Origin of the sequence: Anoxybacillus sp. J5B_2022, assembly GCF_026847645.1 — a bacterium.
Taxonomy (GTDB): Bacteria; Bacillota; Bacilli; order Bacillales; family Anoxybacillaceae; genus Anoxybacteroides.
Genome location: NZ_JAPSMC010000005.1, coordinates 56,719 through 81,897 on the forward strand (window position 1 = coordinate 56,719; position 25,179 = coordinate 81,897).

At 45.1% G+C, this 25,179-nt stretch carries 25 protein-coding genes; 18 read left to right on the forward strand and 7 right to left on the reverse strand.

Annotation, left to right across the window (positions count from 1 at the left end; translation table 11 throughout):
* Positions 1-44: 44 nt before the first annotated feature.
* The 5 genes from M4I42_RS02705 to M4I42_RS02725 all read left to right on the forward strand — a co-directional run bounded on the left by M4I42_RS02705 (position 45) and on the right by M4I42_RS02725 (position 5,175).
* Positions 45-1,247, forward strand: a complete 1,203-nt coding sequence (locus M4I42_RS02705; protein ID WP_268850707.1) for a transposase — start codon at positions 45-47, stop codon at positions 1,245-1,247.
* Positions 1,248-1,776: 529 nt separating this feature from the next.
* Positions 1,777-3,069, forward strand: a complete 1,293-nt coding sequence (asnS, locus tag M4I42_RS02710; protein ID WP_268850708.1) for an asparagine--tRNA ligase — start codon at positions 1,777-1,779, stop codon at positions 3,067-3,069.
* A 197-nt stretch (positions 3,070-3,266) separates the two neighbouring features.
* Complete coding sequence (locus M4I42_RS02715) at positions 3,267-3,965, forward strand: DnaD domain-containing protein (RefSeq protein WP_268850709.1); 699 nt, start codon at positions 3,267-3,269, stop codon at positions 3,963-3,965.
* 48 nt (positions 3,966-4,013) lie between these two features.
* Complete coding sequence (gene nth / locus M4I42_RS02720; protein WP_268850710.1) at positions 4,014-4,658, forward strand: endonuclease III; 645 nt, start codon at positions 4,014-4,016, stop codon at positions 4,656-4,658.
* A gap of 16 nt (positions 4,659-4,674) precedes the next feature.
* Complete coding sequence (locus M4I42_RS02725; RefSeq protein WP_328284579.1) at positions 4,675-5,175, forward strand: YpoC family protein; 501 nt, start codon at positions 4,675-4,677, stop codon at positions 5,173-5,175.
* A 53-nt stretch (positions 5,176-5,228) separates the two neighbouring features.
* Here M4I42_RS02725 and M4I42_RS02730 read toward each other — a convergent pair whose 3' ends face one another.
* Entirely contained in the window at positions 5,229-7,883 is a 2,655-nt protein-coding gene (locus tag M4I42_RS02730) for a PBP1A family penicillin-binding protein (protein ID WP_268850712.1), read from the reverse strand.
* A 17-nt stretch (positions 7,884-7,900) separates the two neighbouring features.
* On the reverse strand, positions 7,901-8,494 hold the full coding sequence (gene recU, locus M4I42_RS02735; protein ID WP_268850713.1) for a Holliday junction resolvase RecU: 594 nt from the start codon (positions 8,492-8,494) through the stop codon (positions 7,901-7,903).
* A gap of 199 nt (positions 8,495-8,693) precedes the next feature.
* Between recU and M4I42_RS02740 the strand changes: the two genes are divergently transcribed.
* Positions 8,694-8,927 (forward strand): hypothetical protein, encoded by a 234-nt coding sequence (locus M4I42_RS02740; RefSeq protein ID WP_268850714.1) that lies wholly within the window; start codon positions 8,694-8,696, stop codon positions 8,925-8,927.
* Between the two features lie 64 nt (positions 8,928-8,991).
* Here M4I42_RS02740 and M4I42_RS02745 read toward each other — a convergent pair whose 3' ends face one another.
* Positions 8,992-9,162 (reverse strand): hypothetical protein, encoded by a 171-nt coding sequence (locus M4I42_RS02745; RefSeq protein WP_268850715.1) that lies wholly within the window; start codon positions 9,160-9,162, stop codon positions 8,992-8,994.
* Between the two features lie 76 nt (positions 9,163-9,238).
* The gene (locus M4I42_RS02750; RefSeq protein ID WP_268850716.1) at positions 9,239-9,439 is read right to left on the reverse strand and encodes a YppF family protein; all 201 of its coding nucleotides are present in this window, start codon (positions 9,437-9,439) and stop codon (positions 9,239-9,241) included.
* A gap of 165 nt (positions 9,440-9,604) precedes the next feature.
* On the opposite strand from M4I42_RS02750, the gene M4I42_RS02755 reads away from it, so the two are divergent.
* Positions 9,605-9,949: a YppG family protein gene (locus M4I42_RS02755; protein WP_268850717.1), complete on the forward strand. Its 345-nt coding sequence runs from the start codon at positions 9,605-9,607 to the stop codon at positions 9,947-9,949.
* Between the two features lie 198 nt (positions 9,950-10,147).
* On the opposite strand, the gene tnpB is transcribed toward M4I42_RS02755, so the two are convergent.
* Positions 10,148-11,305: an IS200/IS605 family element RNA-guided endonuclease TnpB gene (gene tnpB / locus M4I42_RS02760; protein WP_268850718.1), complete on the reverse strand. Its 1,158-nt coding sequence runs from the start codon at positions 11,303-11,305 to the stop codon at positions 10,148-10,150.
* A gap of 66 nt (positions 11,306-11,371) precedes the next feature.
* On the opposite strand from tnpB, the gene M4I42_RS02765 reads away from it, so the two are divergent.
* Entirely contained in the window at positions 11,372-11,509 is a 138-nt protein-coding gene (locus M4I42_RS02765) for a ribbon-helix-helix domain-containing protein (protein ID WP_268850719.1), read from the forward strand.
* Between the two features lie 134 nt (positions 11,510-11,643).
* On the opposite strand, the gene M4I42_RS02770 is transcribed toward M4I42_RS02765, so the two are convergent.
* On the reverse strand, positions 11,644-12,111 hold the full coding sequence (locus M4I42_RS02770) for an Hsp20/alpha crystallin family protein (RefSeq protein ID WP_268850720.1): 468 nt from the start codon (positions 12,109-12,111) through the stop codon (positions 11,644-11,646).
* 413 nt (positions 12,112-12,524) lie between these two features.
* Between M4I42_RS02770 and M4I42_RS02775 the strand changes: the two genes are divergently transcribed.
* The 6 genes from M4I42_RS02775 to M4I42_RS02800 all read left to right on the forward strand — a co-directional run bounded on the left by M4I42_RS02775 (position 12,525) and on the right by M4I42_RS02800 (position 19,434).
* Complete coding sequence (locus M4I42_RS02775) at positions 12,525-13,199, forward strand: response regulator transcription factor (protein WP_268850721.1); 675 nt, start codon at positions 12,525-12,527, stop codon at positions 13,197-13,199.
* A complete protein-coding gene (locus M4I42_RS02780) occupies positions 13,196-14,602 on the forward strand; it encodes a HAMP domain-containing sensor histidine kinase (protein WP_268850722.1) in 1,407 nt (468 codons plus the stop codon). Before M4I42_RS02775 ends, M4I42_RS02780 begins: the two co-directional genes overlap by 4 nt.
* 22 nt (positions 14,603-14,624) lie before the next feature.
* On the forward strand, positions 14,625-14,780 hold the full coding sequence (locus tag M4I42_RS02785; protein ID WP_268850723.1) for a hypothetical protein: 156 nt from the start codon (positions 14,625-14,627) through the stop codon (positions 14,778-14,780).
* A 12-nt stretch (positions 14,781-14,792) separates the two neighbouring features.
* The gene (locus tag M4I42_RS02790; protein WP_268850724.1) at positions 14,793-15,356 is read left to right on the forward strand and encodes a glycerol-3-phosphate responsive antiterminator; all 564 of its coding nucleotides are present in this window, start codon (positions 14,793-14,795) and stop codon (positions 15,354-15,356) included.
* 157 nt (positions 15,357-15,513) lie between these two features.
* A complete protein-coding gene (locus tag M4I42_RS02795; protein WP_268850725.1) occupies positions 15,514-17,151 on the forward strand; it encodes a glycerol-3-phosphate dehydrogenase/oxidase in 1,638 nt (545 codons plus the stop codon).
* Between the two features lie 147 nt (positions 17,152-17,298).
* The gene (locus M4I42_RS02800) at positions 17,299-19,434 is read left to right on the forward strand and encodes an alpha-galactosidase (RefSeq protein WP_442864067.1); all 2,136 of its coding nucleotides are present in this window, start codon (positions 17,299-17,301) and stop codon (positions 19,432-19,434) included.
* 49 nt (positions 19,435-19,483) lie between these two features.
* On the opposite strand, the gene M4I42_RS02805 is transcribed toward M4I42_RS02800, so the two are convergent.
* On the reverse strand, positions 19,484-20,269 hold the full coding sequence (locus tag M4I42_RS02805; protein ID WP_268850727.1) for an EcsC family protein: 786 nt from the start codon (positions 20,267-20,269) through the stop codon (positions 19,484-19,486).
* 142 nt (positions 20,270-20,411) lie between these two features.
* On the opposite strand from M4I42_RS02805, the gene M4I42_RS02810 reads away from it, so the two are divergent.
* The 4 genes from M4I42_RS02810 to M4I42_RS02825 all read left to right on the forward strand — a co-directional run bounded on the left by M4I42_RS02810 (position 20,412) and on the right by M4I42_RS02825 (position 25,179).
* Positions 20,412-21,599 carry a galactokinase gene (locus M4I42_RS02810; protein WP_268850728.1) on the forward strand — a complete coding sequence of 396 codons (1,188 nt, stop codon included), beginning with the start codon at positions 20,412-20,414 and terminating at the stop codon, positions 21,597-21,599.
* Positions 21,596-22,588 (forward strand): UDP-glucose 4-epimerase GalE, encoded by a 993-nt coding sequence (gene galE, locus M4I42_RS02815; RefSeq protein WP_268850729.1) that lies wholly within the window; start codon positions 21,596-21,598, stop codon positions 22,586-22,588. Before M4I42_RS02810 ends, galE begins: the two co-directional genes overlap by 4 nt.
* Positions 22,543-24,099 carry a UDP-glucose--hexose-1-phosphate uridylyltransferase gene (galT, locus tag M4I42_RS02820; RefSeq protein ID WP_442864066.1) on the forward strand — a complete coding sequence of 519 codons (1,557 nt, stop codon included), beginning with the start codon at positions 22,543-22,545 and terminating at the stop codon, positions 24,097-24,099. Before galE ends, galT begins: the two co-directional genes overlap by 46 nt.
* Before the next feature lie 66 nt (positions 24,100-24,165).
* Positions 24,166-25,179, forward strand: coding sequence for a LacI family DNA-binding transcriptional regulator (locus tag M4I42_RS02825; RefSeq protein ID WP_268850731.1), 1,014 nt, complete (start codon positions 24,166-24,168; stop codon positions 25,177-25,179).

A 25,179-nucleotide genomic window follows, 5' to 3' on the forward strand; every position in this document is an offset into this window, starting at 1 on the left:
TATTGACTGAACTGTACCGTTCGTATGGCATCGGCGAATATGCGATGCACGATTTTATCAAGCCAATGCGATCCCCTTTTAAAAAACATATCGACTCGAACACAGCGCAAAAAATCGCTACAAGAGCATGGTTGGCGTTTGAAAAACTTGTATGTGGAGATGCTAAGCAAGTGTATTTCAAAAAACATAACGAAATGGATTCGGTAGAAGGGAAATCAAACGACACAGGCATTCGTTTTAAAGATGGTCATCTTTTATGGAATGGATTATCTATTCCTGTCATTATTCGCAAAAACGACATATATGCATCTATCGCTTTACAAGATCGAGTAAAGTATTGCCGTATCCTACGTAAGCGAATAAGAGGAAAAATAAAGTATTACATTCAACTTGTCCTTGAAGGCATCCCGCCTAAAAAAGCCAATAAAGAAACAGGAGAAATCAAGCATCCACTTGGTCAAGGTGACGTTGGTATAGACATAGGTACACAAACAATCGCTGTTTGTTCATCGCGCGACGTAAAGCTACTTGTTCTCGCGCCAAGCGTAGAAAACATGGAAAAACAGAAACGATTGCTTCTTCGCAAACTAGACCGCCAAAGACGAGCAAATAATCCCCATAAATACAATGAAGATGGCACCATAAAAAAAGACAACAAAGAAAAATGGATGTGGAGCAAAAACTATATAAAAACACGTAACGAGTTAGTCGAACTACAACGAAAAATGGCGGACAAAAGAAAACAAGACCACCATCGACTGGCTAACTGGATGCTTACGCTTGGCGATTGTTTCAAAGTAGAAACAATGAACTTCAAAGCACTTCAAAAAAGAGCCAAAGAAACGAAAGTGGATGTGAACGGCAAATGTAAAAAGAAAAAGCGATTTGGTAAAAGCATTGCGAATCGCGCGCCAAGTTTGTTTTTGAGTATATTAAACCAAAAGTTACAATATGAAAACAGAACGCTTCATTTTATTGATACAATGCGTGTAAAAGCAAGTCAATACGACCATCAAAACGATGAGTATAACAAAAAAACACTTTCTCAACGATGGCATAAAATAGACGGACGCAAAGTCCAGCGTGATTTATACAGCGCATTTTTAATCATGAATGTTAGAGACAATTTAAAAGAAATAGATCGACAAAAATGTTTAGAAAGATGGAGTCATTTTATATGTTTGCACGACAAGGAAATAGAATGTTTAAAATCGGATAACCAGCTTGTCGGTAGCATGGGTGTATAATAAATATCGTAAAAAGCGTCTTGAATCGGGCGCACAGGGCGCAAAGCACCCTAGCGTGTTTGCCCATGAAAGTCTTGCGGAACAAGGGTGAGTTCTGTACGCAGGTGCATGAGAAGCCCTTCTGTACGCAAGAACCCCACGACTTTAGTCGTTGGGAGATTCAGTGCTAAGCGTAGCGATCGGTGGAAGAGTAAGCACTGTAGTGGTACCAGCCGTTGTTGGGATAGTGACATTATCAGCAACTGCTCTAAATTGTGTGCTAAACAAACGAGGAAATAATCCTCCATTACATAAGCAAGCCATAATATTACCTTCCTTTCATATATTTTATGCTTTCGCACCTATTGTATTAAATGAGAATGACCGAAAAAATGTTTCGGACAAATAACTAATATAAAACCTATTTTTACATGCGCAAAATTAGGCGCTCTCCTTCGCTTTTCTTTCATCTTGCTTGATTTTTTGTCGAAAGGTATAATGTAAACTATGCATACATAGTTTTTCGAACAAGTTTTGGAGGGACTTGCAGGTGAAAACAACAATTGCTGAAGTAAGCAAATATGTAGGGCAAGAAGTGACGATCGGCGCTTGGTTGGCGAATAAGCGTTCAAGCGGAAAAATCGCCTTTTTGCAGTTGCGCGATGGGACAGGCTTCATTCAAGGAGTCGTCGAAAAATCGCAAGTATCGGAAGACATTTTTAAATTAGCGAAATCGATCACACAAGAAACGTCGTTATATGTGACGGGAACGGTCCGCGTCGATGAGCGTTCCCCGTTCGGCTATGAACTTGCCGTGACGAATATCGAAATTATTCATGAAGCGGTCGATTATCCGATTACACCGAAAGAGCACGGTGTCGAGTTTTTAATGGACCACCGCCATTTATGGCTGCGTTCGAAGCGTCAGCACGCGATTATGAAAATTCGCAACGAAATTATTCGGGCGACGTACGAGTTTTTCAACAATAACGGCTTCGTGAAAGTGGATCCACCGATTTTAACCGGCAGTGCACCGGAAGGGACGACGGAATTGTTCCATACGAAGTATTTCGACGAGGACGCTTACCTTTCCCAAAGCGGTCAGCTTTATATGGAAGCAGCAGCGATGGCGCTCGGAAAAGTGTTTTCGTTCGGGCCGACGTTCCGCGCCGAAAAATCGAAAACGCGCCGCCATTTAATCGAATTTTGGATGATCGAGCCGGAAATGGCGTTTTACGAGTTTGAAGACAACTTAAAAGTACAAGAACAATATGTGTCATATATCGTTCAATCTGTCTTGAAAAACTGCTCGCTTGAACTAAAAACGCTCGGCCGCGATACGTCCAAACTCGAGCGCATTCAACCGCCGTTCCCACGCATCACGTATGATGAGGCGATTCAACTTCTTCACGAAAAAGGATTCGACGACATCGAGTGGGGCGACGATTTCGGAGCGCCGCATGAAACAGCGATTGCGGAAAGCTTCGATAAACCAGTGTTTATTACGCACTATCCGACGCAATTAAAGCCGTTTTACATGCAGCCAGATCCGAACCGCCCAGACGTCGTGCTTTGCGCCGACTTAATTGCGCCGGAAGGATACGGCGAAATTATTGGGAGCTCGGAGCGCATTCACGATTACGAGCTGTTGAAACAGCGCTTAGAGGAGCATCACTTGCCGCTTGAAGCGTATAAATGGTATTTAGAATTGCGCCAATACGGCTCTGTTCCACATTCTGGATTTGGACTAGGGTTAGAGCGCACCGTTGCTTGGATTTGCGGCGTCGAACACGTCCGCGAAACGATCCCGTTCCCGCGTTTGTTAAACCGTCTTTATCCATAAGAAAATCCCCCGGTGATGGGGGATTTTTATCTATTATAAGTTGAAGTTTTGTTTTACATCCAGCGGATCACTTATCACGTTATATCATATCGGTTTGTATTTAGATGAAAAAGGAAACGAAAAATCAGAAATTCTTTATTGCAACTTATATAGGTATGGCGGGTGTTGTGTTATACTATAAGTTGAGGTGTATTCCGATGGATAAAGGGAAAATGGCGGAATGGCTGGCACAAGGAAGCATCGCAATTCCGAAGCTGTTATTGCATCATTATAAAGGCCTCGGCTTAACGGAAGTCGAGTTTATGTTGTTATTGCATTTACATTCGTTTCTCGAAGAAGGAATCGCATTCCCAACGCCAATGGAGTTGGCGGAGCGAATGACGCTGACGCCGGCACAATGCATGGAAACGTTGCGAAAGCTATTGCAAAGAGGGTTTGTGTCCATCGAAGAACAGATGGATGAACGAGCGGTTCGCATCGAAAAATACTCATTGAAACCGCTTTGGGAAAAGCTTGTGTATTACTTGCTCATCCAATCGGCCAATGAAAAGCGAGCCGGACGGCAGGAAGAGGAACAAAGCTTGTATACGATGTTTGAGCAGGAATTTGGCCGTCCGCTTTCTCCGTTTGAATGTGAAACGTTAACGATGTGGATGGACCAAGACGAGCATGATCCTGCGATTATTAAAGCGGCGCTGCGCGAGGCGGTGCTGTCCGGAAAATTGAACTTTCGCTACATTGACCGCATTTTATTCGAATGGAAGAAGAACGGCGTCCGTACGATTGAGCAGGCGAAAGATTACGGAAAAAAATTTCGCAAACATCAACCGAAGCAACCATCATCACAGACCGAACACAAACAGACAGTGACGTTTTATAATTGGCTTGAGTCGTAAGCGAGAGGCGCGGTCTCTCGTTTTTCTATGTAAGAGAGGAGGATTTTTTTGTTAAATCGCCAACAAATTCGGTATTGTTTAGATAAAATGGGGGAAATGTTCCCTACCGCTCATTGTGAGCTCGTGCACCGCAATCCGTTTGAATTATTAATTGCTGTCGTTTTATCGGCGCAATGCACCGATGCGCTCGTCAACAAAGTCACGAAGCAGCTGTTTGAAAAATATAAAACGCCAGAAGACTATGTATCCGTTTCGCTCGAAGAACTCCAACAAGACATCCGCTCGATCGGGCTATACCGAAATAAGGCGAAAAACATCCAAAAGTTATGTGCGATGTTAATCGAAAAATATAACGGACAAGTGCCGAACGATCGCGATGAGCTGATGAAATTGCCGGGCGTCGGCAGGAAAACGGCAAATGTCGTCGTTTCGGTGGCGTTTGGCGTTCCGGCAATTGCCGTCGATACGCACGTCGAGAGGGTCAGTAAGCGGCTTGGCTTTTGTCGCTGGAAAGATTCGGTGCTAGAAGTCGAGGAAACGCTCATGCGGAAAATTCCAAAAGAAGAATGGTCGATTACGCATCACCGCATGATTTTTTTCGGGCGCTACCATTGCAAAGCGCAAGCACCGAAATGCGACATTTGTCCGCTCCTTGAGCTGTGCCGCGAAGGAAAAAAACGCATGAAACAGTGAGGTGGGAGCGTTGCAAGTGCCAAATGAATTTGTTCATCCGCTGTTTTTCTGCGCTGGGGATGAAATAAAAGAGAGGAACGATGTACCGTTTCCACAGCTGATGAAAACGGTATACTTTTACTATGATTTAATTGGTGTTACTCCGCCACCATGGGAACAAATTGAGCAGTCGCTTCCTCCGGTATTCGAACTTTGGCAAGAAGAAAAGGAGGCGCTGGCAACTTATTTTGCCAAAAAAGATCGAGCCAGAGCGCGCGAGCCGATGATTCGCGGATTGTCGTATTTGCTCGTCTGCTTATGTTGGCTGAACGGAAAGCGAGTGCAAAATGTACGTGAGTGGGAAAAGGAAGTAGAAGCGTTGGCACTCAAACCGGTCAACGTGGTCGAGCGGCTTCAGTTCATCTTTGCCCGCTGCGATCTATACCATTCATTTATTCAATTAAGTGAGCTATTTGCCGAAACAGAGAAGCTTTATTTCAAAAAATTAGTAATGATGAAAAAAGGGATGTCGCGCTGACATCCCTTTTTTCAGAAGATAAGGTAATAAATTTTTGAGTAGTCTCCGCTTTTTTATGGGATGGAAATCGTCGATCCGTCGCCGGATGACGGAAGGAGGCTTTTTCCGATCCGATTTGTCGAATTGCTTCCGGTTGTGTTGTTATTGTCGTTATTTTGTGTTGGCGGTGTCGTCGGATTAGTCGGGATGGTGTTGCCATCCGTTCCGCCACCATTACTATTTTGTTCACCGCTGCTATTGCTTCCACCGTTACCGTTGTTATTGCTTCCGTTGTTCGTTCCGTCTGTCGATCCGTTATTGTTGTTTCCATTTTGCTCGGGCGGAGGCGTTGTTTCACTGTTTTGTTGGTCGTCCGGCACTTGTAAGGTCGCAGTCGCTGGCTGTTCGCTTTTCACTTGTCCGTCTTTGCTGATCGTATATACTTCAAATGTGTAAACCGCGCCTTTCGTTGGGCGGCTGATCGTTAACGATAAATTAGTCGCCGGAAGCACGGCCGTTTCGCCTTTGTCATTTTTTATACGCACTTCAAATGCAACATTTTCTAGATCATTATCATATTGCCAAGTTAATGAAATAGCATCCGCTGCCGGATCGTACGTTGCTTGTAAATTTGTTGGTGCAATCGGCTGTTCGTCTTTTGCCGTTTCGGTTGGCTCGCTGCCTCTCACGAAACATTCGTATGCAATTTCGTCTTTCGGCGTAAATTTTCCAGCCAGCTGCGGCGGATTGGATCCTTTTTTAATTGGTAGCTTCACGACGCTTTTCGGCATTGGGAAATCCTCTCCGCCTCGATCTACATGCGCCATGACTTTTTTAAACAATAGGCGCGGCAGCTTTTGTTCATATATCGACAAATTCGCTGTGCTGCTTCGTTTGCTGAAGCCGGTCCATACGGCAGCGGTGTAGTTCGGCGTATAACCGACAAACCAGCTGTCCGGAACAGCGTTGCTCGGCAGCCCATACTGTCGCGCGACATCTTCCGGATAGTTTGTTGTTCCTGTTTTTCCAGCTACATGTAGGCCCGGCACGTTCGCTAACGTTCCTGTACCGGATTGAACGACCGTTTTTAACATATCGGTAATCATATACGCGGTATAGTCTTTCATCGCTACTTTCGGTTTTGGCGTCAAGTCCATTTCCGTATTGTCCGGAAAGACGATTTTCGTTACCGCATGCGGCTTAATATAGACGCCGTTATTGCCAAACGCGCTGTAAGCGCCGGCCATTTGCAGCGGAGACACGCCTTTTTCGAGGCCTCCGATGGCGTACGATTCGTAAATTTTGTCAAAACCCATGCCGAGTTTGTTCGCAAACTGCTTCGCTCGCTCCAATCCGACCGCTTGCAACGCTTTTAGCGCCGGAATGTTGCGCGATTTCGCGAGCGCCATTCGCATCGTCATCGGACCTTCGTACGTGCCGTTCCAGTTTTTAATTGGCGTTCCGTTTGAATATTGGTATGGTTCGTCCACGAGTTGATGAGCGGTCGACCATTGTAAATACTCAATCGCTGGACCGTAATCTAAGATCGGTTTAATCGTGGAGCCCGGCTGTCCGACACGCTGTGTTGCATAGTTAAAGCCGAATGTCACGTCTTCTTCATTTCTTCCGCCGCCAAGTGCACGTATTTCGCCTGTTTTTGTGTCGATCAAAGCGATCGCCGCTTGCAAATCTTTTTTATCTGTAAATAGATCGTTTGAATTGAGCAAATCTTCGACGTAGCTTTGCGCATCTGGATCAAGCGTCGTATAAATTTTTAATCCGTCTTCATATACGTTGACGTTCGCTTGATCGGTGACTTCTTTAATGACTTCGTCGATAAAAGAATCGTACGGAATCGCCGCGGATTGATTATGTTTTTTTCGATCGACGAGCATCGATTGAATCGGCACTTGTTTCGCTTTTTCCGCTTCTTCTTTTGTAATAAAGCCGTGTTCTGCCATTAACGAGAGAACGATGTCGCGCCGTTGTTTTGCGGCCTCTGGACGTTCATACGGGTTATAGTTGTTCGGGCTTTGCGGAAGTCCAGCAAGCAACGCCGCTTCCGGAAGCGTTAAGTCCTTTAAGTTCGTTTTGCCGAAGTAATATTCAGCGGCTTTCGCGACGCCGTAAACACCGTTAGAATAATAAATTTTATTTAAATATATTTCCAAAATTTCATGCTTTGAATATTTTTGTTCAAGCCGAAGCGCTAACCATAGCTCTTGCACTTTCCGCTTTAACGTTTTTTCCCGCGACAGGAAGGTCAGTTTCACAACTTGTTGGGTAATTGTACTACCGCCTTCCGCACCAAATCCTTCTTTAAAGTTAGCTAGAACAGCTCCGCCGAGGCGGATGAAGTCAACGCCATGATGCTGGTAAAAGCGGGCATCTTCCGTTGCCAACACAGCATTTTCCAGTACTTTTGGAATATCGGAATACGAAATATATGTTCGTTTTTGTCCACCTAATTCAGCAATTTTACGGCCGTTCATGTCATAAATGGTTGAAGAGAGCGGGTCTTTAATTTTCGCTTCATCAAGCGGCGGAGCGTCTTTGACAAAGTAGGCAAACGCAGCGATACCGCCGATGATACTAAGCATCATGAAAATGACGAGTGTCAGTACAATCATTTTGAAGGCCGATTTCGTTTTTCGTTTTTTCGCTTTTTTTGATTTTACTTGCTTTGTTGCTTGTTTCCGTTCTACACGAGAACGATAGTCACCAGACATAAAAATCCTACCTTTCTTTAAAAGTAGATGGATTCTACTACTTTAATATAATCAATTGGTGGTTGGTAGCCAAGTGAAATGTAATGTCCACACATTTCTATTTCCTTTTTTGTAATTGATTTCCTACCACCGACTTGTTGGCGTTCCCAGAAGGTGAGCAAGTGGGAAGCATCTAATAAATATACTTCATCAAGCGCGGAAAAACGCAAAATGACAAAACAAATTCCCCCATGTGCGAGTACTTGTCTCATATGGTGAATTTGATGTTCATGAAAATTTTTTAATGGAAACGACGTTACGCTTTGCGTTTCCTTTGCTTCGAAGTCGATGTATTTGCCGCGGTATACACCGTTGTAGTCCGTTGTGGACGCTTGTTTGAAGTACGCCTCTTTGATGACGGCCGCGCTCCGTTTCGGATAGTCGACGCGGACAATTTGAATCGGCGTCGGTTTTTTATGGATGACCGCAATGCCGTGTGCCCGATAGTATTCGTTCGTTGCATTTAAGTCTTCTTCTAGCGTCATGCCGCGGTTTCCGTAGTTCGGATGAAAGCGGTGGATTGGCTGCTCTTCTTTCGCTTTGTATCGTTTTCCGCTAGGGTAGTTGAACATGAGCCTGTCCCTCCTTTGAATGGTTTTTATTATACCATAGGTGAGGAGGAATAGGGTGTATAAAGAAAATGTCGAAATTGCACGAAGAAATGGAAAAGACGACTTTCTTTGCCGAAATGGTTCTAGTTTTGTCAAGTGGGAAGGGAGCATAGAAGAAATGGCGAATGTTTAAAAGCAAACGGAGATGGGAGGAATGACGATGCGGTGGGTAAAAAAAGAGGAAGTGGAAAAACAGTTGGGGGAAATTTTAGAATTAATGCAGCAAGTCGAAGCGAAAATGGATCACGTCATTGACGATTTTGCAAAGGAACAGTGCGGGCATCAGAAAACGCATATTCGAAAGCTCGAACAGCAGCTAGACGCAGTAGAACAAAAAATGGACGAGAAAACAGAACAAAACGTATTTGTGCCATCAAAATTGCATTTTGTTTGATGAGTAAACAAACCGAACGGAAAAACGGCTGTCCCTATGATAGAAAGGGAAGCCGTTTTTATCGTTACTCGTTTTTTTTGACTTTAATGGAAACTGGGCCGCCCGTTTCTGTCGCCACCGTTCCAATTTCGTACTCGACTCGCTCGGTCTGTTTCGGCGGAACGTTTTTACCGTGTTTTGGCGGTTCGTGTTCGTGTCCTTTTCGCTTATGGTGAAAATGAACGCCTCTACCCATCATGCCACCCCCTTGTTCATTACTTTGTCACAAAGAGCGATGAATCATACATAAAAAAACGGGAGCACCCTCCCGATTATAGCCCCACATATTCATTTTTCTGTTCTGGTTTGTAAGCCCCCGCTAATTCGAGTTCACGAGTAATGTCGCGGTATTGGGAGATGGTGATCTCGCCACGTAAATATAGTTGGCGCGCAAAATCGAGCAGTTCGTTCAAGTCAGTCGGTTCGTAATTTTTCGTGGCGATGAATTTGTTTTTTAATTCGGTCGCGTTCATCGTGCATCCCCCTTCATCAGTTCGTGTTTTTATACATCTTATCATAAAAATAGAGCATTTAAATAAATTCAAAAAATTGAAACTTCCGACAACTTGTGACATGTCCGCGCGCACCTTCCGCCTATACAATGCATACAATGGTGATATAGAAAGAGGGGGAGATATATGTACCAATATCCGCATTCATATTCATATCCGCAGCGCGCTCCGTTTCCACCATCGTTTTCCCATTGGCCACATCATCCACCTGCCAACTGGCATCCGTACCAGCAGCAGCCGCCACACTGGCCGATGATGGGGCAACATTCTCCGTACATGACGCCGTATCCGAAACCAAGCCCAATGTTAAAACCGCCGGCGTCTGGACTTCCGTCGATTATGTCGCAGTTTAAAACTTCTGACGGAACGTACGACATTAACAAAATGATGAATACGGTAGGACAAATGATCAATACGGTCCATCAGGCAAACGGAGTGCTGAAAGGATTGCTTAGTACGTTTAAAAAGTGAGAAGGTGTCCGAAACAGCCAAGGACACCTTTTCTGTTAAATTGAACTACTCACCGCTTAACAACCTTACGGTTTGTTTGAAGCGGGAGATTCCTGCGAACACCGAGGCATCCCTCTAGTTTTAAGCAGGCTACCCCCGTAGTTCCTACGGTTCGGCAGTACAAACGACTTAGATAGTCTCCTGCAATTTTAATAGCTTTTAAGCTGTTAAAATTTTTAACGATTCATTCTTGATGTTAATGCTTGCATTAAGGTCTCTATCATGCTTTGCGTGGCATTTCGGGCATTCCCATTCACGTAATCCGAGGTTTTTAACGTCTTTGTTTTGGTAACCACAACAAGAACAAAGCTGACTGGATGGAAAATTTTTCGCAACCGTAACAACTTGTTTGCCGTACCATTTCGCCTTGTATTCAATCGTGGTTTTAAACTGTGACCATGATACTTCACTAATGGCTTTTGCAAGGTGATGATTTTTCAGCATATTGCTTACAGACAAATCTTCCATGCCGATGATGTCGTGGTTTTTGACAATCTCGGTGGAGATTTTGTGCAAGTAATCATTCCTTGCATTGGTGATTTTCTCATGGATGCGGGCAACTTTAATTTTAGCTTTATGCCAGTTTGAACTGCCAATTTTTCGTCTGCTCATCATCCGTTGAGCTTTCGCCAGTTTTTCTTCTAATTTTCGAAAAAACTTAGGATTTGAGTATGTCGTTCCGTCCGAAAGAACAGCAAAATCTTTCAGTCCTACATCAATACCAACGGCAGAATTTGTTTTTGGAAGTTCTGAAACTTCAGCTTCGACACCAATAGAGATGAAATATTTGCCTGATGGATTCCGCCTAATCGTTGCATTTAAAATGTGCCCTTTGACTTCACGGCTTTTCGCAAAACGAACCCATCCCAGTTTTGGCAATTTAATTTTGTTTCCATCAATGGCAATGTTGTCGTTAGTGTATTTTGTTGTATAAGACTGAACAGGATTCTTTTTTGACTTAAAGCATGGATAACTTCCTTGTTTTTTGTAATATCGATCAAAAGCATTGCCTAGATTCTCAACAGATTTTTGCAAGGCAATGCTGTCTACTTCTTTTAGGAAAGGGTAATACTTTTTTAATTTAGGGAGTTCTTTTATGGACTGATTCTTATTAAAGTATTCGCCTTTCCAATTGTTCGAGGGAAGTTGTCCGTTTCGAACCATTTCTTCAACGATATACCAATAGTTATCTTTGTTTTTCTGCTTGCTTAAAAAGAAGTTAAAAACAAATCGAGAACAGCCGAATGTTTTATTAATTAATTCAATTTGTTTCTTATTTGGATATATTCTAAATTTATACGCTTTGTTTACTAGCATTGATTATCACCTCCTTAACTGTTATTATATACGTAAGTACGTATTTAGACAAGGAGAATGATACCAATGGCTAGAAAAAAATTCACTACAACATTAGACGAAGAACTTATCCAAAAACTTAAAATTCAAGCCGTGAAAGAAGGAACAGATGTCAGCAAGATTCTCGAAAAGCTAATTGAGGAATATCTCAAAAAGCAATCTTAGACTGTCGCCTACCGGCATTCATCTCCCACTTACTCACTGGGCTGCGCCCTTCTTGTTCCTTGAAGTGGGAGTCTTCTGCCGGGAAATGATAAAAGCTCATACACTTCATTCCAATGATTGATGAGCGCGCACCTTTAATCAATGTCGATAAATTTTTTCTTCTGCGGCAGGCGAATGACCAGTTCGCCGTTTTCAAATGATGCTTTAATTTCGTTTTCTTTTACCGGATAAGGCAACGGGATTGTGCGCGTCATGTTTTGATACATGCGCTGTTTTTTATGCACGTTGTTTTGCTCGTCGGTTGATTCGACGACTTCGCTGTTATGAACGGTGAGATGCAGCATCGTGTCATCGAATTCAAGCTGGATTTGCTGGCGTTTGACGTTCGGGAGATGAGCGGTAATGATGTATTCAGCGGCGGTTTCATGGACGTCAATCGGGATATACGAGCGTAAAAATGTTTCGTGAAAATATTCATCGAGTGTTTCAAACATTTTTTTGAGCGGGCGTTCGTCAAAAAATTGGTCAACCATCTCGCGCAAACGTTGAAGCGGTTCTTCATCCCACTTTTTTCTTGTTGGCGGTTGAAAATGATCGTTCACCGTATTCAGCTCCTTCCGTTCTTCTCTATCTTTAAATGTATGTGCAACCGGCAGAAAAGGTCACTATTATTTTTTAGCGAAATTTCATGTGTTTTTAAGATTGAACAGCTATGATGAAAAAAAGCCGGTATGTAAGCAACGTTCCTTAGAAAACAAGCAAAAATGTTGTGAAAATCATAGCTCCATCCTTAGTACCGAAAGACCGGCAGCAAGAAGGAGGAGCGCGCATGAATATGGTTATTACACTTTTTTTCTCAGGAACAGCTGCATCTTTGCTTATGTACCAATTCATCGAAATTGTGCAGGCATTTATCGATTTGTTTGATAAACATTCATAATCGGCTATCATCTTGCTGACCGCTTGAAGCGGTTGGCATTTCTTTTTGATATGATAAAGGACAGGAGGGAAAAAGATGAACAAACGTATTTTAATTATTGAAGACGAAGCGAATTTAGCACGGTTTATCGAGTTGGATTTGCTGCATGAAGGATATGAAGTGCGCGTATGTCACGATGGTCGAGAAGGATTAGAACTAGCTTTATCCGAGGAATGGGGTCTCATTTTATTGGACTTAATGCTTCCAAGTTTAAACGGCATGGAAGTATGCCGTAGGCTACGAGCGGTGAAAAAAACGCCGGTGATTATGATTACAGCAAGGGATAGTGTGTTTGATCGCGTGATGGGGCTAGATAGCGGGGCGGATGATTATATTGTGAAACCGTTTGCGATCGAAGAATTATTAGCGCGCATCCGCGCCTTGTTCCGACGTGTTCATCCGTCAATGGAGCAAGAGTGCTTGACCTTTAAAGATCTTGTCGTTGACATGAAAGCCCGCATTGTGAAAAAAGAAGGACAAATGATTGAATTAACGAAGCGGGAATACGATTTGCTCGTGACGTTTCTACAAAATGTTGACATTGTGCTGACAAGAGATGCGCTGCTTAATAAAGTATGGGGATTTGATACGGAAGTAGAAACGAACGTAGTCGATGTGTACGTCCGCTATTTACGCCATAAGTTAGACGAAACGGACAAGGAACGTTATATCCAGACAGTGCGTGGGGCGGGATATGTGATGCGGTCATGAAACTTTTTCGTTTAGAAAACGTCTCATTAAAGTGGAAGCTCACGGTTCTTTCGGCGTCAGTGATTTTTATCGTTTATTTTTTGTTTACGTGGTTGCAATATGAAACGGTGAAGCAGTGGCTGTTGAACGAAGAAGAAAAAGCGATGAAAAAAACGATCGAAGAAATTGAAACTTATTATGCGGAGAAACGTAATATATCTTTGAGCGATATTCGTCAAGGCAAGTCATTGCTCGAAAAGTTAAATGAAAAATATCAGGCGATCCGTATTTTAGATGAAAAAGGGAATGTCATCGTATCGGTGTCTAACCGTGCTCCTATTTCGTTGCTTTCGGCGGAAACACCGGAGAAGTTAGAGGTGGATTACCATTTAGTCAACGATGAGCGCTCGATTGTTGTGCGCAAGCCGTTTCATGTGTCACGGATGAGTGGAACGATTGAAATCGTCCGCCATCTCGTGAAATTTCAACAAATGATTAATACGATTTTTTTCATCATGACGTTAATCGGGGTCGTGGCAATGGTTATGAGCGCATTCATTGGGCTATTTATTGCCAAACATTTTGTTGGGCGCTTGCAAGCAGTAACGGACACGATGCGGAACATTAAAAATAACGGATTTCAAAAACGGATCGACGTTCCTGCCGCGAACGATGAAATGTCAAAGTTGATGACGATGTTTAATGAAATGATGGACGAGATTGAACATTCGTTCCGACAGCAAAAGCAGTTTATCGAAGATGCTTCCCATGAATTGCGGACGCCGCTTGCGATTTTAGAAGGCCATCTTTCGCTGTTAAAGCGATGGGGCAAAAATAATCGCGAGATTTTAGAGGAATCGTTGGAAGCGGCGGTGCAAGAAGTGTATCGCTTAAAAAAGCTTGTGCTTGAGCTTTTAGATTTATCTCATGCCGAAGCGATTGCGATCCCTGCGGAGTTGCAGCCGACCTCTCCAAGAGAAGCTGCGGAGCAGATTGTGAAAAATTTTCGAGTGCTCCATCCAAGCTTTCAGTTCCGCATCGTCGACGAGATCCGGGAGAAGGCGCTTGTTCGGATCGCGAAACATCATTTAGAACAGCTGTTGCTAATCTTACTAGATAATGCGGTCAAATATTCGCAGCACCAAAAAGAAATCACCATTTTCATAAAAGAGGAAAGAAAATATGTGTCTATTTCGGTATGCGACCAAGGAATCGGGATTCCGCGCGACGAATTAGAAAAAGTGTTTTTACGATTTTATCGGGTGGATAAAGCAAGAAGCCGAGAGAAAGGCGGAGTAGGACTAGGGCTTGCTATCGCAAAAGAGATCGTCGATAAATACGGTGGACAAATTGTGATCGAAAGCGAAGTTGGGGGAGGGACAACCGTAGAGTTGTTCCTTCCGAAAGTGAAAAGCAAAGAATAGGGGAAAAGAAAGGTGAGAAGAGATGGAAGAGCATTTGCCTAGCAATCGACAAAAGAAGGAAATCCAGCACGTGATCGAGAAATTTCAAAAGCGGGGGATTAAAATAAGCGCTTGCAAGCCGCGGGCGTTGCTTACGTCATGCTTAGCAGCAGCCGATGCAGCGAAAAATCATGAGTAAGGGGCGATTTTTTTGAACCTTCATCAACAAAAAATCATTCCTGCGATTAAAACGATGAAAGACTTCGAAACGTTTTTGCAAAGTCCATATGGATATGCGGTGTTGCTCGAATTGCACCTTTCGCAGCTGAAAAGCGTCTTCCAATACGCGCGTCAATGCGGCAAAAGTTTGTTCGTCCATGCGGATTTAATTCAAGGGCTGAGCCACGATGAGTATGCGGCGGAATATTTGTGCCAAGAGCTGAAGCCGTGCGGGTTGATTTCGACAAGGGGAAGCGTGATTATGAAAGCAAAGCAAAAAAAGGTGTTAGCGATCCAGCGTATTTTTTTATTAGACTCACATGCCCTTGAAAAAAGCTACCAGTTGATTGAGAAAACAAAGCCGGACTTTATTGAAGTGATGCCGGGCGCGATGCCGCATGTCATTCAAGAAGTGAAGGAGCGGACAGGCCTCTCGATTTTAGCAGGCGGGCTTGTGCGAACGTTAGAAGATGTCGAGCGCGCATTAGCAGCCGGAGCGACGGCGATTACGACGTCAAACAAAGCGCTTTGGGAGCATTATGCGGCGGTGCGCTGACGATTTTTTCGCTAGCCAAACGGGGCGATTTTCGCTATAATGAAGGTAAGTTAATAACATGTCAGGAGATTTGGAGAGACCATGCATACATGATAAGCGAAGGCTTGTCGTGTTTGTTGTGGTCTCTTTTTGCTTTTAAAAAGGGGGAGGAGAAACGATGAAACGTGCGACGATGGTAGAAAAAATGAACAAGGAGTATTACGATGTGCTGATTATTGGCGGCGGGATTACGGGCTGCGGCATTGCGCTGGATGCAGTGACGCGTGGGTTAAAAACCGCGTTAGTAGAAATGCAAGATTTCGCGGCCGGAACATCAAGCCGTTCGACAAAACTTGTGCACGGCGGGCTTCGTTATTTGAAGCAATTCGAGGTGAAAATGGTTGCCGAGGTTGGAAAAGAGCGGGCGATCGTGTACGAAAACGGTCCGCATGTAACGACGCCGGAGTGGATGTTGTTGCCGATTTATAAAGATGGAACGTTTGGCAAATGGAGCACATCGGTTGGGTTATGGGTGTACGATCATTTAGCGGGGGTGAAACGAAGTGAGCGCCGGACGATGTTAAACAAGGAGGAAACGCTACAAAAAGAACCGCTGTTGAAAAGAGATGGGCTAATTGGTGGAGGATATTATGTCGAATATCGTACAGACGATGCCCGCTTAACGATCGAAGTGTTGAAAAAAGCGATCGAGTGCGGCGCAGACGCCGCAAATTACGTCAAGGCAGAAGCGTTTGTTTACGAAAACGGACGCGTCGTCGGGGCGCGCTGTCGCGATGAACTTACCGGTCAAACGTATACGGTACGAGCGAAAAAGGTGATTAACGCGGCTGGCCCATGGGTCGATGCACTGCGGGAAAAAGATGGCTCGAAACAAGGGAAAATGTTAAAAATTACAAAAGGCGTTCATATTGTCATCGACCAAAAACACTTTCCGTTAAAACAAGCCGTGTATTTCGATACACCGGACGGGCGAATGGTGTTTGCCATCCCACGCGATGGCAAAACGTACGTCGGCACGACCGATACGTTTTACGACGGGGATTTGACGAATCCAGTAATGACGGACGAAGATCGTGACTACTTGCTGCAAGCGATTCATTATATGTTTCCGTCCGTGCGCGTGACGGCAAGGGAGATCGAATCAAGTTGGGCAGGAGTGCGGCCGCTTATTTATGAAGAAGGGAAAAATCCATCGGAAATTTCGCGGAAAGATGAAATTTGGCAATCCCCGTCAGGGCTTGTGACAATTGCAGGCGGAAAGCTAACCGGCTATCGGAAAATGGCCGAAACGGTCGTCGATTTAGTCGTCAAACAGCTTGAAAAAGAAGAAGGACTAACATTCCGTCCTTGCCAAACGAAACATTTGCCGATTTCTGGCGGCGATGTCGGCGGCTCTCACCAATTGCCTGCGTTTATCGCGCAAAAAGCGGAAGAAGCGACGCGCTACGGCTTTACGAAAGCAGAAGGAGAACGCCTGGCGAAACAATACGGAACGAACGTTGACCGCATATTTACATTAAGCAAGGATTATGAAGAAAACTGCGGGCTTTCGCGCGAAGTGTTTGCAACGCTTGTATACGCGCTCGAAGGCGAAATGGCCGTCAAACCTTCTGATTACTTCATCCGCCGCACCGGCGCCCTTTTATTTAACATTCAATGGGTGCGGACATGGAAAGACGCCGTCATTCGCTTCATGACGGAGTATTGGCAATGGCCGGAGGAGATGACGCGAGAGTATACAGAAGAACTAGAAACAGCGTTAAAAGAAGCGGTCGGAGATTTTAGAAATGCCTAAAAGGGCATTTCTTTTTTTACTAAAAAATAATGATTTTTTACTAAATAAATGCTATTGTGATAATAGAGAGAATTTTTTTGAAAAGAGGTTTGAAGCATGATTACTTATTACTTGGACCAGTCTGTGTTTCATATTCAATCCTGTGGGATGAGTTACATACTAAAAATTACGCAACATGGATATGTAGCACATATGTATTGGGGGAAAAGAATTAGAATCCCTCGGTTGTCGAGGAGTTTACAGTTTTTTGACCGTGGATTTTCCCCAAACCCCGACCCGTCCGACCGAGCGTTTTCGTTAGATACGCTGCCGCAAGAGTATCCGGCGTACGGAAATACCGATTTCCGCACACCGGCGTATCAAGTGCAATTGGAAAACGGTTCAACGATTTCGGATTTGCGTTATAAAACGCATCGCATCTATAAAGGAAAGCCGAAGCTAGAGGGGCTACCGGCTACGTATGTCGAACATGAAAATGAAGCAGAAACACTCGAAATTGTTTTAGAGGACAGTGTAATAGGCTTACGAGCGATGTTACTGTATACGGTTTATGAAAAATGGAACGTCATTACTCGTTCGGTTCGTTTAGAAAATCATGGATCAGAACATATCAAACTATTAAGGGCGTTAAGTATGAACGTCGATTTTTCGGATGATCAGTTTGATTTCCTTCATCTTTACGGGGCACATTGCCGAGAACGATATATCGAACGAAAACCGTTGTTTGTCGGCACGCAATCGGTGGAAAGCCGCCGCGGCGCGAGCAGCCACCAACAAAACCCGTTTATCGCCTTATTGAGAAAAAATGCGGATGAAGATCACGGAGAAGTGTATGCCTTTAATCTCGTATACAGCGGCAATTTTCTCGCCCAAGTCGAAGTCGATCAGTTTCATACCGCACGCGTATCGCTCGGGATTAATCCATTTGATTTTACGTGGCTATTAGAGCCGGGTGAATCGTTCCAAACACCGGAAGTGGTGATGGTGTATTCTGACGAAGGATTGAACGGCATGTCGCAAACGTTTCATGAATTATATCGTACTCGTCTAGCGCGTGGGGTGTTTCGCGACCGGGAGCGCCCGATTTTGATCAACAACTGGGAAGCGACGTATTTTGATTTTGATGAGGAAAAGATTTTGACGATCGCCAAAACGGCATCGGAACTAGGAATCGAGTTATTTGTATTAGACGACGGCTGGTTTGGAAAGCGTGACGATGATAAACGTTCGTTAGGGGACTGGTTCGTTGACAAACGGAAACTTCCAAACGGATTAGAAGGATTGGCGAAACGCGTGAACGAAACAGGAATGCAGTTTGGCTTATGGGTGGAACCAGAAATGGTTTCCGTGGACAGCGAACTATACCGGAAGCATCCCGACTGGTGTCTTCATGTGCCGAACCGCCCGCGTTCGGAAGGAAGAAACCAACTTGTTTTAGACTATTCCCGTAAAGAAGTGTGCGACTACATGATTCAAGTGCTTTCCGACGTATTGGCAAGTGCACCGATTTCCTATGTGAAATGGGACATGAACCGCCACATGACGGAAATTGGGTCGGCCACATTGCCTCCCGAGCGACAGCGGGAAACAGCGCACCGCTACATGCTCGGGCTATATCGAGTGATGGATGAAATCACTTCTCGCTTCCCGCACATTTTATTTGAAAGCTGCTCTGGGGGCGGAGGACGATTTGACCCTGGAATGCTTTATTACATGCCGCAAACGTGGACGAGTGACAATACAGATGCCGTATCGCGCTTAAAAATTCAATACGGCACAAGCCTTGTTTATCCGATTAGCTCCATCGGCGCACACGTATCGGCAGTTCCGAACCACCAAGTTCATCGCATCACCTCATTGGAGATGCGGGGGCATGTGGCGATGTCCGGCAACTTCGGGTATGAACTTGATGTGACGAAATTACTGGAGAAAGAAAAAGAAGAGATTAAAAACCAAGTCGAATTTTACAAAGAAATTCGCCATCTTGTGCAATTCGGCACTTTTTACCGAATGTTAAGCCCGTTTGAAGGCAATGAAGCGGCTTGGATGGTTGTATCGAAAGACCAATCCGAAGCGTTTGTTGCTTATTTTCGTGTACTAGCCGAAGCCAACGCCCCACTGTCGCTTATACGGCTGAAAGGACTAAATCCGAAGAAACAGTACGAGATCATGGGTACCGGAGAAGTGTATGGCGGAGATGAACTGATGTATGTGGGGCTCAACGTGCCAGAACGTCACGGCGATTTTGTTAGCGTAATATGGCGGCTTAGAAGCGTAGATTGACCATTAAAAACAACTTATCAAGGTGTCTAAAAGAAATAGAACCGGTGTCTCATTCGGCACCGGTTTCTAATTGAGCAATTTTCTCCAACACCCTCCGCTTCCGATAAAGCATTTTCCCCGCTTCGGCGATGTCTTTGATAAACATTTTATTAAACATGGCGCCGAAAATAATGCCGACGATTGGGACGAGTTGGAATAGTTTTTTCCAGCCGAATTGGTCGCGGAACGTCATCATGACTTCCCGCCAGCCTTGCAGCTGGGAAAATACTTGCTGATGGTCGTTGGAAAACGACGTGAGCTGGTCGAGAATCGCTTTTTTGCCGACGATGTCGCTGGAGACAAACTGCAAGCACTTCACGATAAAAATGCGCTCTTTTTTTTCTTTCGGGTCATAGCCGTAAGTAATCGCGATCTCTTGCAGCGTTTTTAACGCTAACCCGAGCATGGCGGGAATGTCAATGGCTAGCGTAAACAGTCCGCCTACACCGGTCGTTGCCCCTTGGTATTGGGCGAATGTAATGCGAGCTTCCACTAATTCGTCGCATACGCGATCCATCGTTGCAAGCGGCAACTGTCCAACTTGCTCAATAGAAGCCGCAGGAAACTTTTCGAGCATTTTCGCTTCGTTCACTAAATATTGCCCGCCGCTTTGGATGTAGCTACCGAGTTCGTCGAGCAGCTGTCCAAGTTTTTTATGTACGATCGGTGGTGTTAGCTTATCCAATACTTTAAACGGAAGGCGCCCAATTTTTTCCCAAAACCATAAATCTTTTTGACTGCGCTCCCATCGTTCGATTTTTGCTAATTCTTGTTCTAACCATTGTTTCGTTTCCATGGCAAAAGCCCCCTTTATACATAACGTGGATGAATCGGCTAATTGTTATACGTTTGTCAGAAAAAAATGTTTCCATCCACTTGTGATTAACTAAAAAATTTACTAAAATATTTACTATAAAAGCAGTTTAGGAGGAAGAACAATGATTGAAAAGGTAAAGACGGATTTTCTTGCATGGTTTGGTGGGGGAAGGGAAGAAATCCGCACCTTCTTCGCCCCCGGCCGCGTGAATTTGATCGGGGAGCATACGGACTACAACGGTGGGCATGTGTTGCCGTGTGCCCTTGAAATCGGCACCTATGCCTTCGTGAGAAAAACAAAAAGCGGTAACGTTCGGCTGTATTCGCAAAATTTTCCGGAAAAAGGGGTGATTACCGTTCCGCTAACAGATTTAGCATATCGCGACGAACATGGCTGGGCGAACTATCCGAAAGGAATTCTCGCAGCGTTCCAAGCGTCAGGGGTTATCATCGACAGCGGGTTTGATGTGCTATATTACGGAAACATTCCGAACGGAGCGGGGTTGTCGTCCTCTGCTTCGATTGAACTTGTCACAGCGGTCATGGTCAATGAACTGTTTCAAGCAAACTTCAGCACGCTTGAACTTGTGAAAATGAGCCAAAACGTAGAAAATAATTATATTGGCGTCAATTGCGGCATTATGGACCAATTTGCCGTCGGAATGGGAAAGAAAGATCGTGCGATTTTATTAGATTGCCAAACGTTGCATTATCGTTATTTACCGCTTTTACTGAACGATTGCTCAATTATCATCGCCAATACGAACAAGCAGCGCGGGTTAGCCGATTCGGCGTATAACGAGCGGCGAGCGACGTGCGAAGCAGCGCTTACGAAGTTGCAGCAACACCTCCCGATTTCTTCCCTCGGCGAACTGACAAGCGAACAGCTGGCGAAATACGCACACGTTCTTTCTCCTGTCGAACAAAAACGCGCTCGCCATGCCGTGACGGAAAACGAACGAGTGATGCAGGCGGCAGAGGCATTGGAAAACGGCAACTTCACCCGCTTTGGTGAACTGATGAAACAATCCCACCTTTCGTTGCGCAATGACTACGAAGTAACGGGGATAGAACTTGATACGCTTGTTGAGGCAGCGTGGAAGCACGAAGGGACGATCGGTGCCCGCATGACCGGTGCTGGTTTTGGCGGCTGTACGGTGAACATGGTGAAAGATGAACACATTCCTTCGTTCATTGAGCAAGTCGGGCGTGAATATGCGGAAAAAATCGGCTATGAAGCAAGTTTTTACGTCGTGAAAATTGGTGACGGCGCAAAAGAAATAACAGAAAAAGAGGAGATGATGTTATGATTCTTGTTTGCGGCGGGGCTGGCTATATCGGTAGCCATGCGGTGCATCGCTTCATCGAAAAAGGGGAACAAGTGGTCGTCGTCGATAATTTGCAGACAGGGCATCGCGAGGCGGTGCATCACGAAGCGTTGTTTTACCAAGGGGACATTCGTGACCGCGCCTTTTTGCGCGACGTATTCCGAAAGCATGACATTGATACGGTCGTTCATTTTGCGGCCAACTCGCTTGTCGGAGAAAGCATGGAAAAGCCGCTAAAATACTACGACAACAACGTATACGGAACACAAGTATTGTTGGAAGTCATGCACGAATTTGGGGTGAAACAAATCGTTTTCTCCTCGACTGCAGCGGTATACGGAGAGCCGAAGCAAATCCCGATTGTCGAAACCGACCCGACCGTCCCAACGAACACATATGGGGAAACGAAGCTCGCGATGGAAAAAATGATGAAATGGGTCGACGAAGCGTACGGCATTCGTTATATTTCCTTGCGCTATTTTAACGTCGCTGGTGCTTACGGCGCTCACTTAGGGGAAGATCATGATCCAGAAACGCATTTAATCCCGCTGATATTAAAAGTTCCGCTCGGACAGCGAAACGAGATTCATATTTTTGGTGATGACTATGATACCCATGACGGAACGTGCATCCGCGATTACATTCACGTTCTCGACTTAGTCGATGCTCATTGGCTTGCGGTCGAAAAGTTAAGAAGCGGCGCAAAAAGCGACGTATTTAACCTTGGCAATGGCAACGGATTTACCGTCAAAGAAGTGATTGAAGCAGCACGCCGCGTCACTGGACATGACATTCCAGCGCGAGTCGTTGAAAGACGCGCGGGCGACCCGGCGCGGCTCGTTGCTTCTTCCGAAAAAGCGCAACGCGAACTCGGTTGGAAGCCGACATACACAACAATCGACGACATCGTCGCTTCCGCTTGGGAATGGCATCAAGCAAATCCAAACGGCTATCGAGGTGGGAAGCGGTGAATATTTATTTGGCAATCGAACAATTGATTCAGCACGGTCTTATGCACGAACTTCTGCAAAAAGAAGACGTCATTTATACGCGCAACCGGCTGCTTGCGGCGTTACAGCTAGACGAATGGCAGCCTCCCGAGGGAGCACCTTCCTCCCTCCCTCTTCCTGCGATTTTGTCGTCTATGTTAGATTGGGCGTACGAGCAGGGGCTATTGCAGACGAACACGACGACAGAACGCGATGTATGGGAAGCAAAACTAATGAACTGCTTAATGCCGCGTCCATCGGAAGTCATTCGTACCTTTTATGAGCGGTATCAGCAAACGCCAAAGCAAGCGACCGACTGGTTTTATGCGCTTAGCCGCGCCTCGAACTATATTCAAACAGAGCGATTGGCGAAAAACGAACATTGGAAAGTGGCAACCGAATATGGAGAGATTGATATTACAATTAATTTAGCAAAGCCGGAAAAAGACCCGAAAGAAATCGCCAAATTAAAAGAAACTCCTGCGTCTGCTTATCCGAAATGTGTGCTTTGCGCAGAAAATGAAGGGTATGAAGGAACGTGGCATCATCCAGCGCGTGCGAATCATCGCATCATTCCGTTATCCCTTCTTGCGGAGCGGTGGTATTTTCAATATTCGCCGTACGTGTATTATAACGAACATTGCATCGTCTTTCATGCCGAGCACGTGCCGATGAAAATGGAACGAAAAACGTTTGAACGACTGCTTGATTTTATCGAAAAATTCCCGCACTATTTTATCGGCTCAAATGCCGATTTACCGATTGTCGGCGGCTCGATTTTAGTGCACGACCATTTTCAAGGCGGGCGTTATACGTTTGCGATGGAAAAAGCAGAAATGGAGGAATATATCTCATTGCCGGCATTTCCGACGCTAACTGCTGGCATCGTCCGCTGGCCGATGTCGGTCGTTCGTCTTCGCGGCCGGAAAGAGGAGGTGCTTGAAGCGGCCGATTTGCTTTACCGCACGTGGCAAACGTATAGCGACCCAAGCGTCGGGATTTATGCCTATACTGGCGACACGCCGCATAATACCGTTACGCCGATTGCGAGACGGCGCGGCGAGTCGTTTGAAATGGACATCGTGTTGCGCAATAACCGAACATCGCCTGAGCATCCGTACGGCATTTTCCATCCGCATGAAGAATTGCACCATCTAAAAAAAGAAAACATCGGGCTCATCGAAGTCATGGGGCTAGCCGTATTGCCAGGAAGGCTTTCGGAAGAATTAAAAACATTAGCCACCTATCTCGTTCACAACGTAAGCAAAGACAAATGGGAAGAAGCGATGCACAAACATTGGGAGTGGTATGAACAAATTCGCGCCTCCCATCCTTCCATTCAAGAGGAAAATGTGTGGGACATTTTACGAACAGAGGTAGGGAAGCGCTTTATTACCGTACTTGAGCATGCGGGAGTATTCAAACGAACGGAAGAAGGCAAGCAGGCGTTTCGACGGTTTTTGCAAACGGTGGTCGAAGGCAGTGTCAAGTGATCGCCCTTTTGGAAATCGCATGAAAGAAAAGCAATCGCATATTACAATGAAACGCGAGGTGAATCAATGGCAACATTAAAAGAAATCGCCGAGAAAGTCGGGGTGTCGGTGGCGACGGTGTCGCGAGTGTTGAACTATGACCCGACGCTATCTGTCTCCGATGAAACAAGGAAAAAAATTTTTGAAGTCGCGCAACAACTGAACTATAAAACGTTGCGCGAGCGAAATCAACATACAACGAAAGAGCGGTTAAGGTTTGGATTAGTACATTGGTATTCTGAACTGCAAGAATTAGGCGACCCGTATTACATGGCGATTCGGCTCGGGGTGGAGAAAGAATGCTTTGACCGTCAAATCGAGCTTGTTAAACTGTTTAAACAAGGTGACTCGTACCAGTCCGAATGGCTCGCAGGACTAGACGGCATTATCGCGGTCGGAAAGTTTGGCCCGAAAGATATGGAAGTGTTTACGACAAGTACAGAACAAATCGTGTTTGTTGATTGTTCTCCAGACGAAATGAGGTTTGATTCCGTCGTGATCGATTTTCGCCAGTCGATGATTCGGGTGTTGGATTATTTGCTTTCGCTTGGGCATGAAAAAATCGGCTACATTGGCGGGAGAGAATATGTGGACGGTGAGATGCTTATTCGCGACGAGCGGGAAACGACGTTTTATGAATATTTATATGTGAAAGGACTGTGCGAGCCAAATTATGTATGGACGGGACGGTTTACTGCCGAAGATGGCTATCGCCTCATGAAAGAAGCGTTAACAACCGATTATCCAACCGCCTTTTTTGTCGCCAGCGACTCGATGGCAATCGGTGCATTGCGGGCGCTTCACGAAGCCGGTGTTCGCGTGCCAGAAGATGTTTCGCTTGTCGGGTTTAACGACATTCCGACGGCGGAATTTGTCCAGCCGCCATTAACGACCGTGAAAGTATATACCGAATTCATGGGCGAAACGGCGGTCGAATTGTTAGTGGAAAGGCTGACGACAAAGCGCCATCTGTCAAAAAAAGTGGTCATTCCAACTCAGTTAATCGTCCGCGAAAGCAGCGGCCCACGCAAAAACAGGTGA

What these genes read in the sequence shown, in the direction of transcription:
- M4I42_RS02745 (WP_268850715.1), bottom strand. Translation starts at nt 9,162, where the DNA reads ATGGGTAGAGGCGTTCATTTTCACCATAAGCGAAAAGGACACGAACAC.
- M4I42_RS02800 (WP_442864067.1), top strand. Translation starts at nt 17,299, where the DNA reads ATGAGTTACATACTAAAAATTACGCAACATGGATATGTAGCACATATG.
- galE (WP_268850729.1), top strand. Translation starts at nt 21,596, where the DNA reads ATGATTCTTGTTTGCGGCGGGGCTGGCTATATCGGTAGCCATGCGGTG.
- M4I42_RS02730 (WP_268850712.1), bottom strand. Translation starts at nt 7,883, where the DNA reads ATGTCTGGTGACTATCGTTCTCGTGTAGAACGGAAACAAGCAACAAAG.
- M4I42_RS02805 (WP_268850727.1), bottom strand. Translation starts at nt 20,269, where the DNA reads ATGGAAACGAAACAATGGTTAGAACAAGAATTAGCAAAAATCGAACGA.
- recU (WP_268850713.1), bottom strand. Translation starts at nt 8,494, where the DNA reads ATGTTCAACTACCCTAGCGGAAAACGATACAAAGCGAAAGAAGAGCAG.
- M4I42_RS02715 (WP_268850709.1), top strand. Translation starts at nt 3,267, where the DNA reads ATGGATAAAGGGAAAATGGCGGAATGGCTGGCACAAGGAAGCATCGCA.
- M4I42_RS02750 (WP_268850716.1), bottom strand. Translation starts at nt 9,439, where the DNA reads ATGAACGCGACCGAATTAAAAAACAAATTCATCGCCACGAAAAATTAC.
- M4I42_RS02765 (WP_268850719.1), top strand. Translation starts at nt 11,372, where the DNA reads ATGGCTAGAAAAAAATTCACTACAACATTAGACGAAGAACTTATCCAA.
- M4I42_RS02795 (WP_268850725.1), top strand. Translation starts at nt 15,514, where the DNA reads ATGAAACGTGCGACGATGGTAGAAAAAATGAACAAGGAGTATTACGAT.
- M4I42_RS02775 (WP_268850721.1), top strand. Translation starts at nt 12,525, where the DNA reads ATGAACAAACGTATTTTAATTATTGAAGACGAAGCGAATTTAGCACGG.
- M4I42_RS02825 (WP_268850731.1), top strand. Translation starts at nt 24,166, where the DNA reads ATGGCAACATTAAAAGAAATCGCCGAGAAAGTCGGGGTGTCGGTGGCG.
- M4I42_RS02785 (WP_268850723.1), top strand. Translation starts at nt 14,625, where the DNA reads ATGGAAGAGCATTTGCCTAGCAATCGACAAAAGAAGGAAATCCAGCAC.
- M4I42_RS02755 (WP_268850717.1), top strand. Translation starts at nt 9,605, where the DNA reads ATGTACCAATATCCGCATTCATATTCATATCCGCAGCGCGCTCCGTTT.
- M4I42_RS02740 (WP_268850714.1), top strand. Translation starts at nt 8,694, where the DNA reads ATGCGGTGGGTAAAAAAAGAGGAAGTGGAAAAACAGTTGGGGGAAATT.
- tnpB (WP_268850718.1), bottom strand. Translation starts at nt 11,305, where the DNA reads ATGCTAGTAAACAAAGCGTATAAATTTAGAATATATCCAAATAAGAAA.
- M4I42_RS02705 (WP_268850707.1), top strand. Translation starts at nt 45, where the DNA reads ATGCACGATTTTATCAAGCCAATGCGATCCCCTTTTAAAAAACATATC.
- galT (WP_442864066.1), top strand. Translation starts at nt 22,543, where the DNA reads ATGGCATCAAGCAAATCCAAACGGCTATCGAGGTGGGAAGCGGTGAAT.
- M4I42_RS02810 (WP_268850728.1), top strand. Translation starts at nt 20,412, where the DNA reads ATGATTGAAAAGGTAAAGACGGATTTTCTTGCATGGTTTGGTGGGGGA.
- M4I42_RS02780 (WP_268850722.1), top strand. Translation starts at nt 13,196, where the DNA reads ATGAAACTTTTTCGTTTAGAAAACGTCTCATTAAAGTGGAAGCTCACG.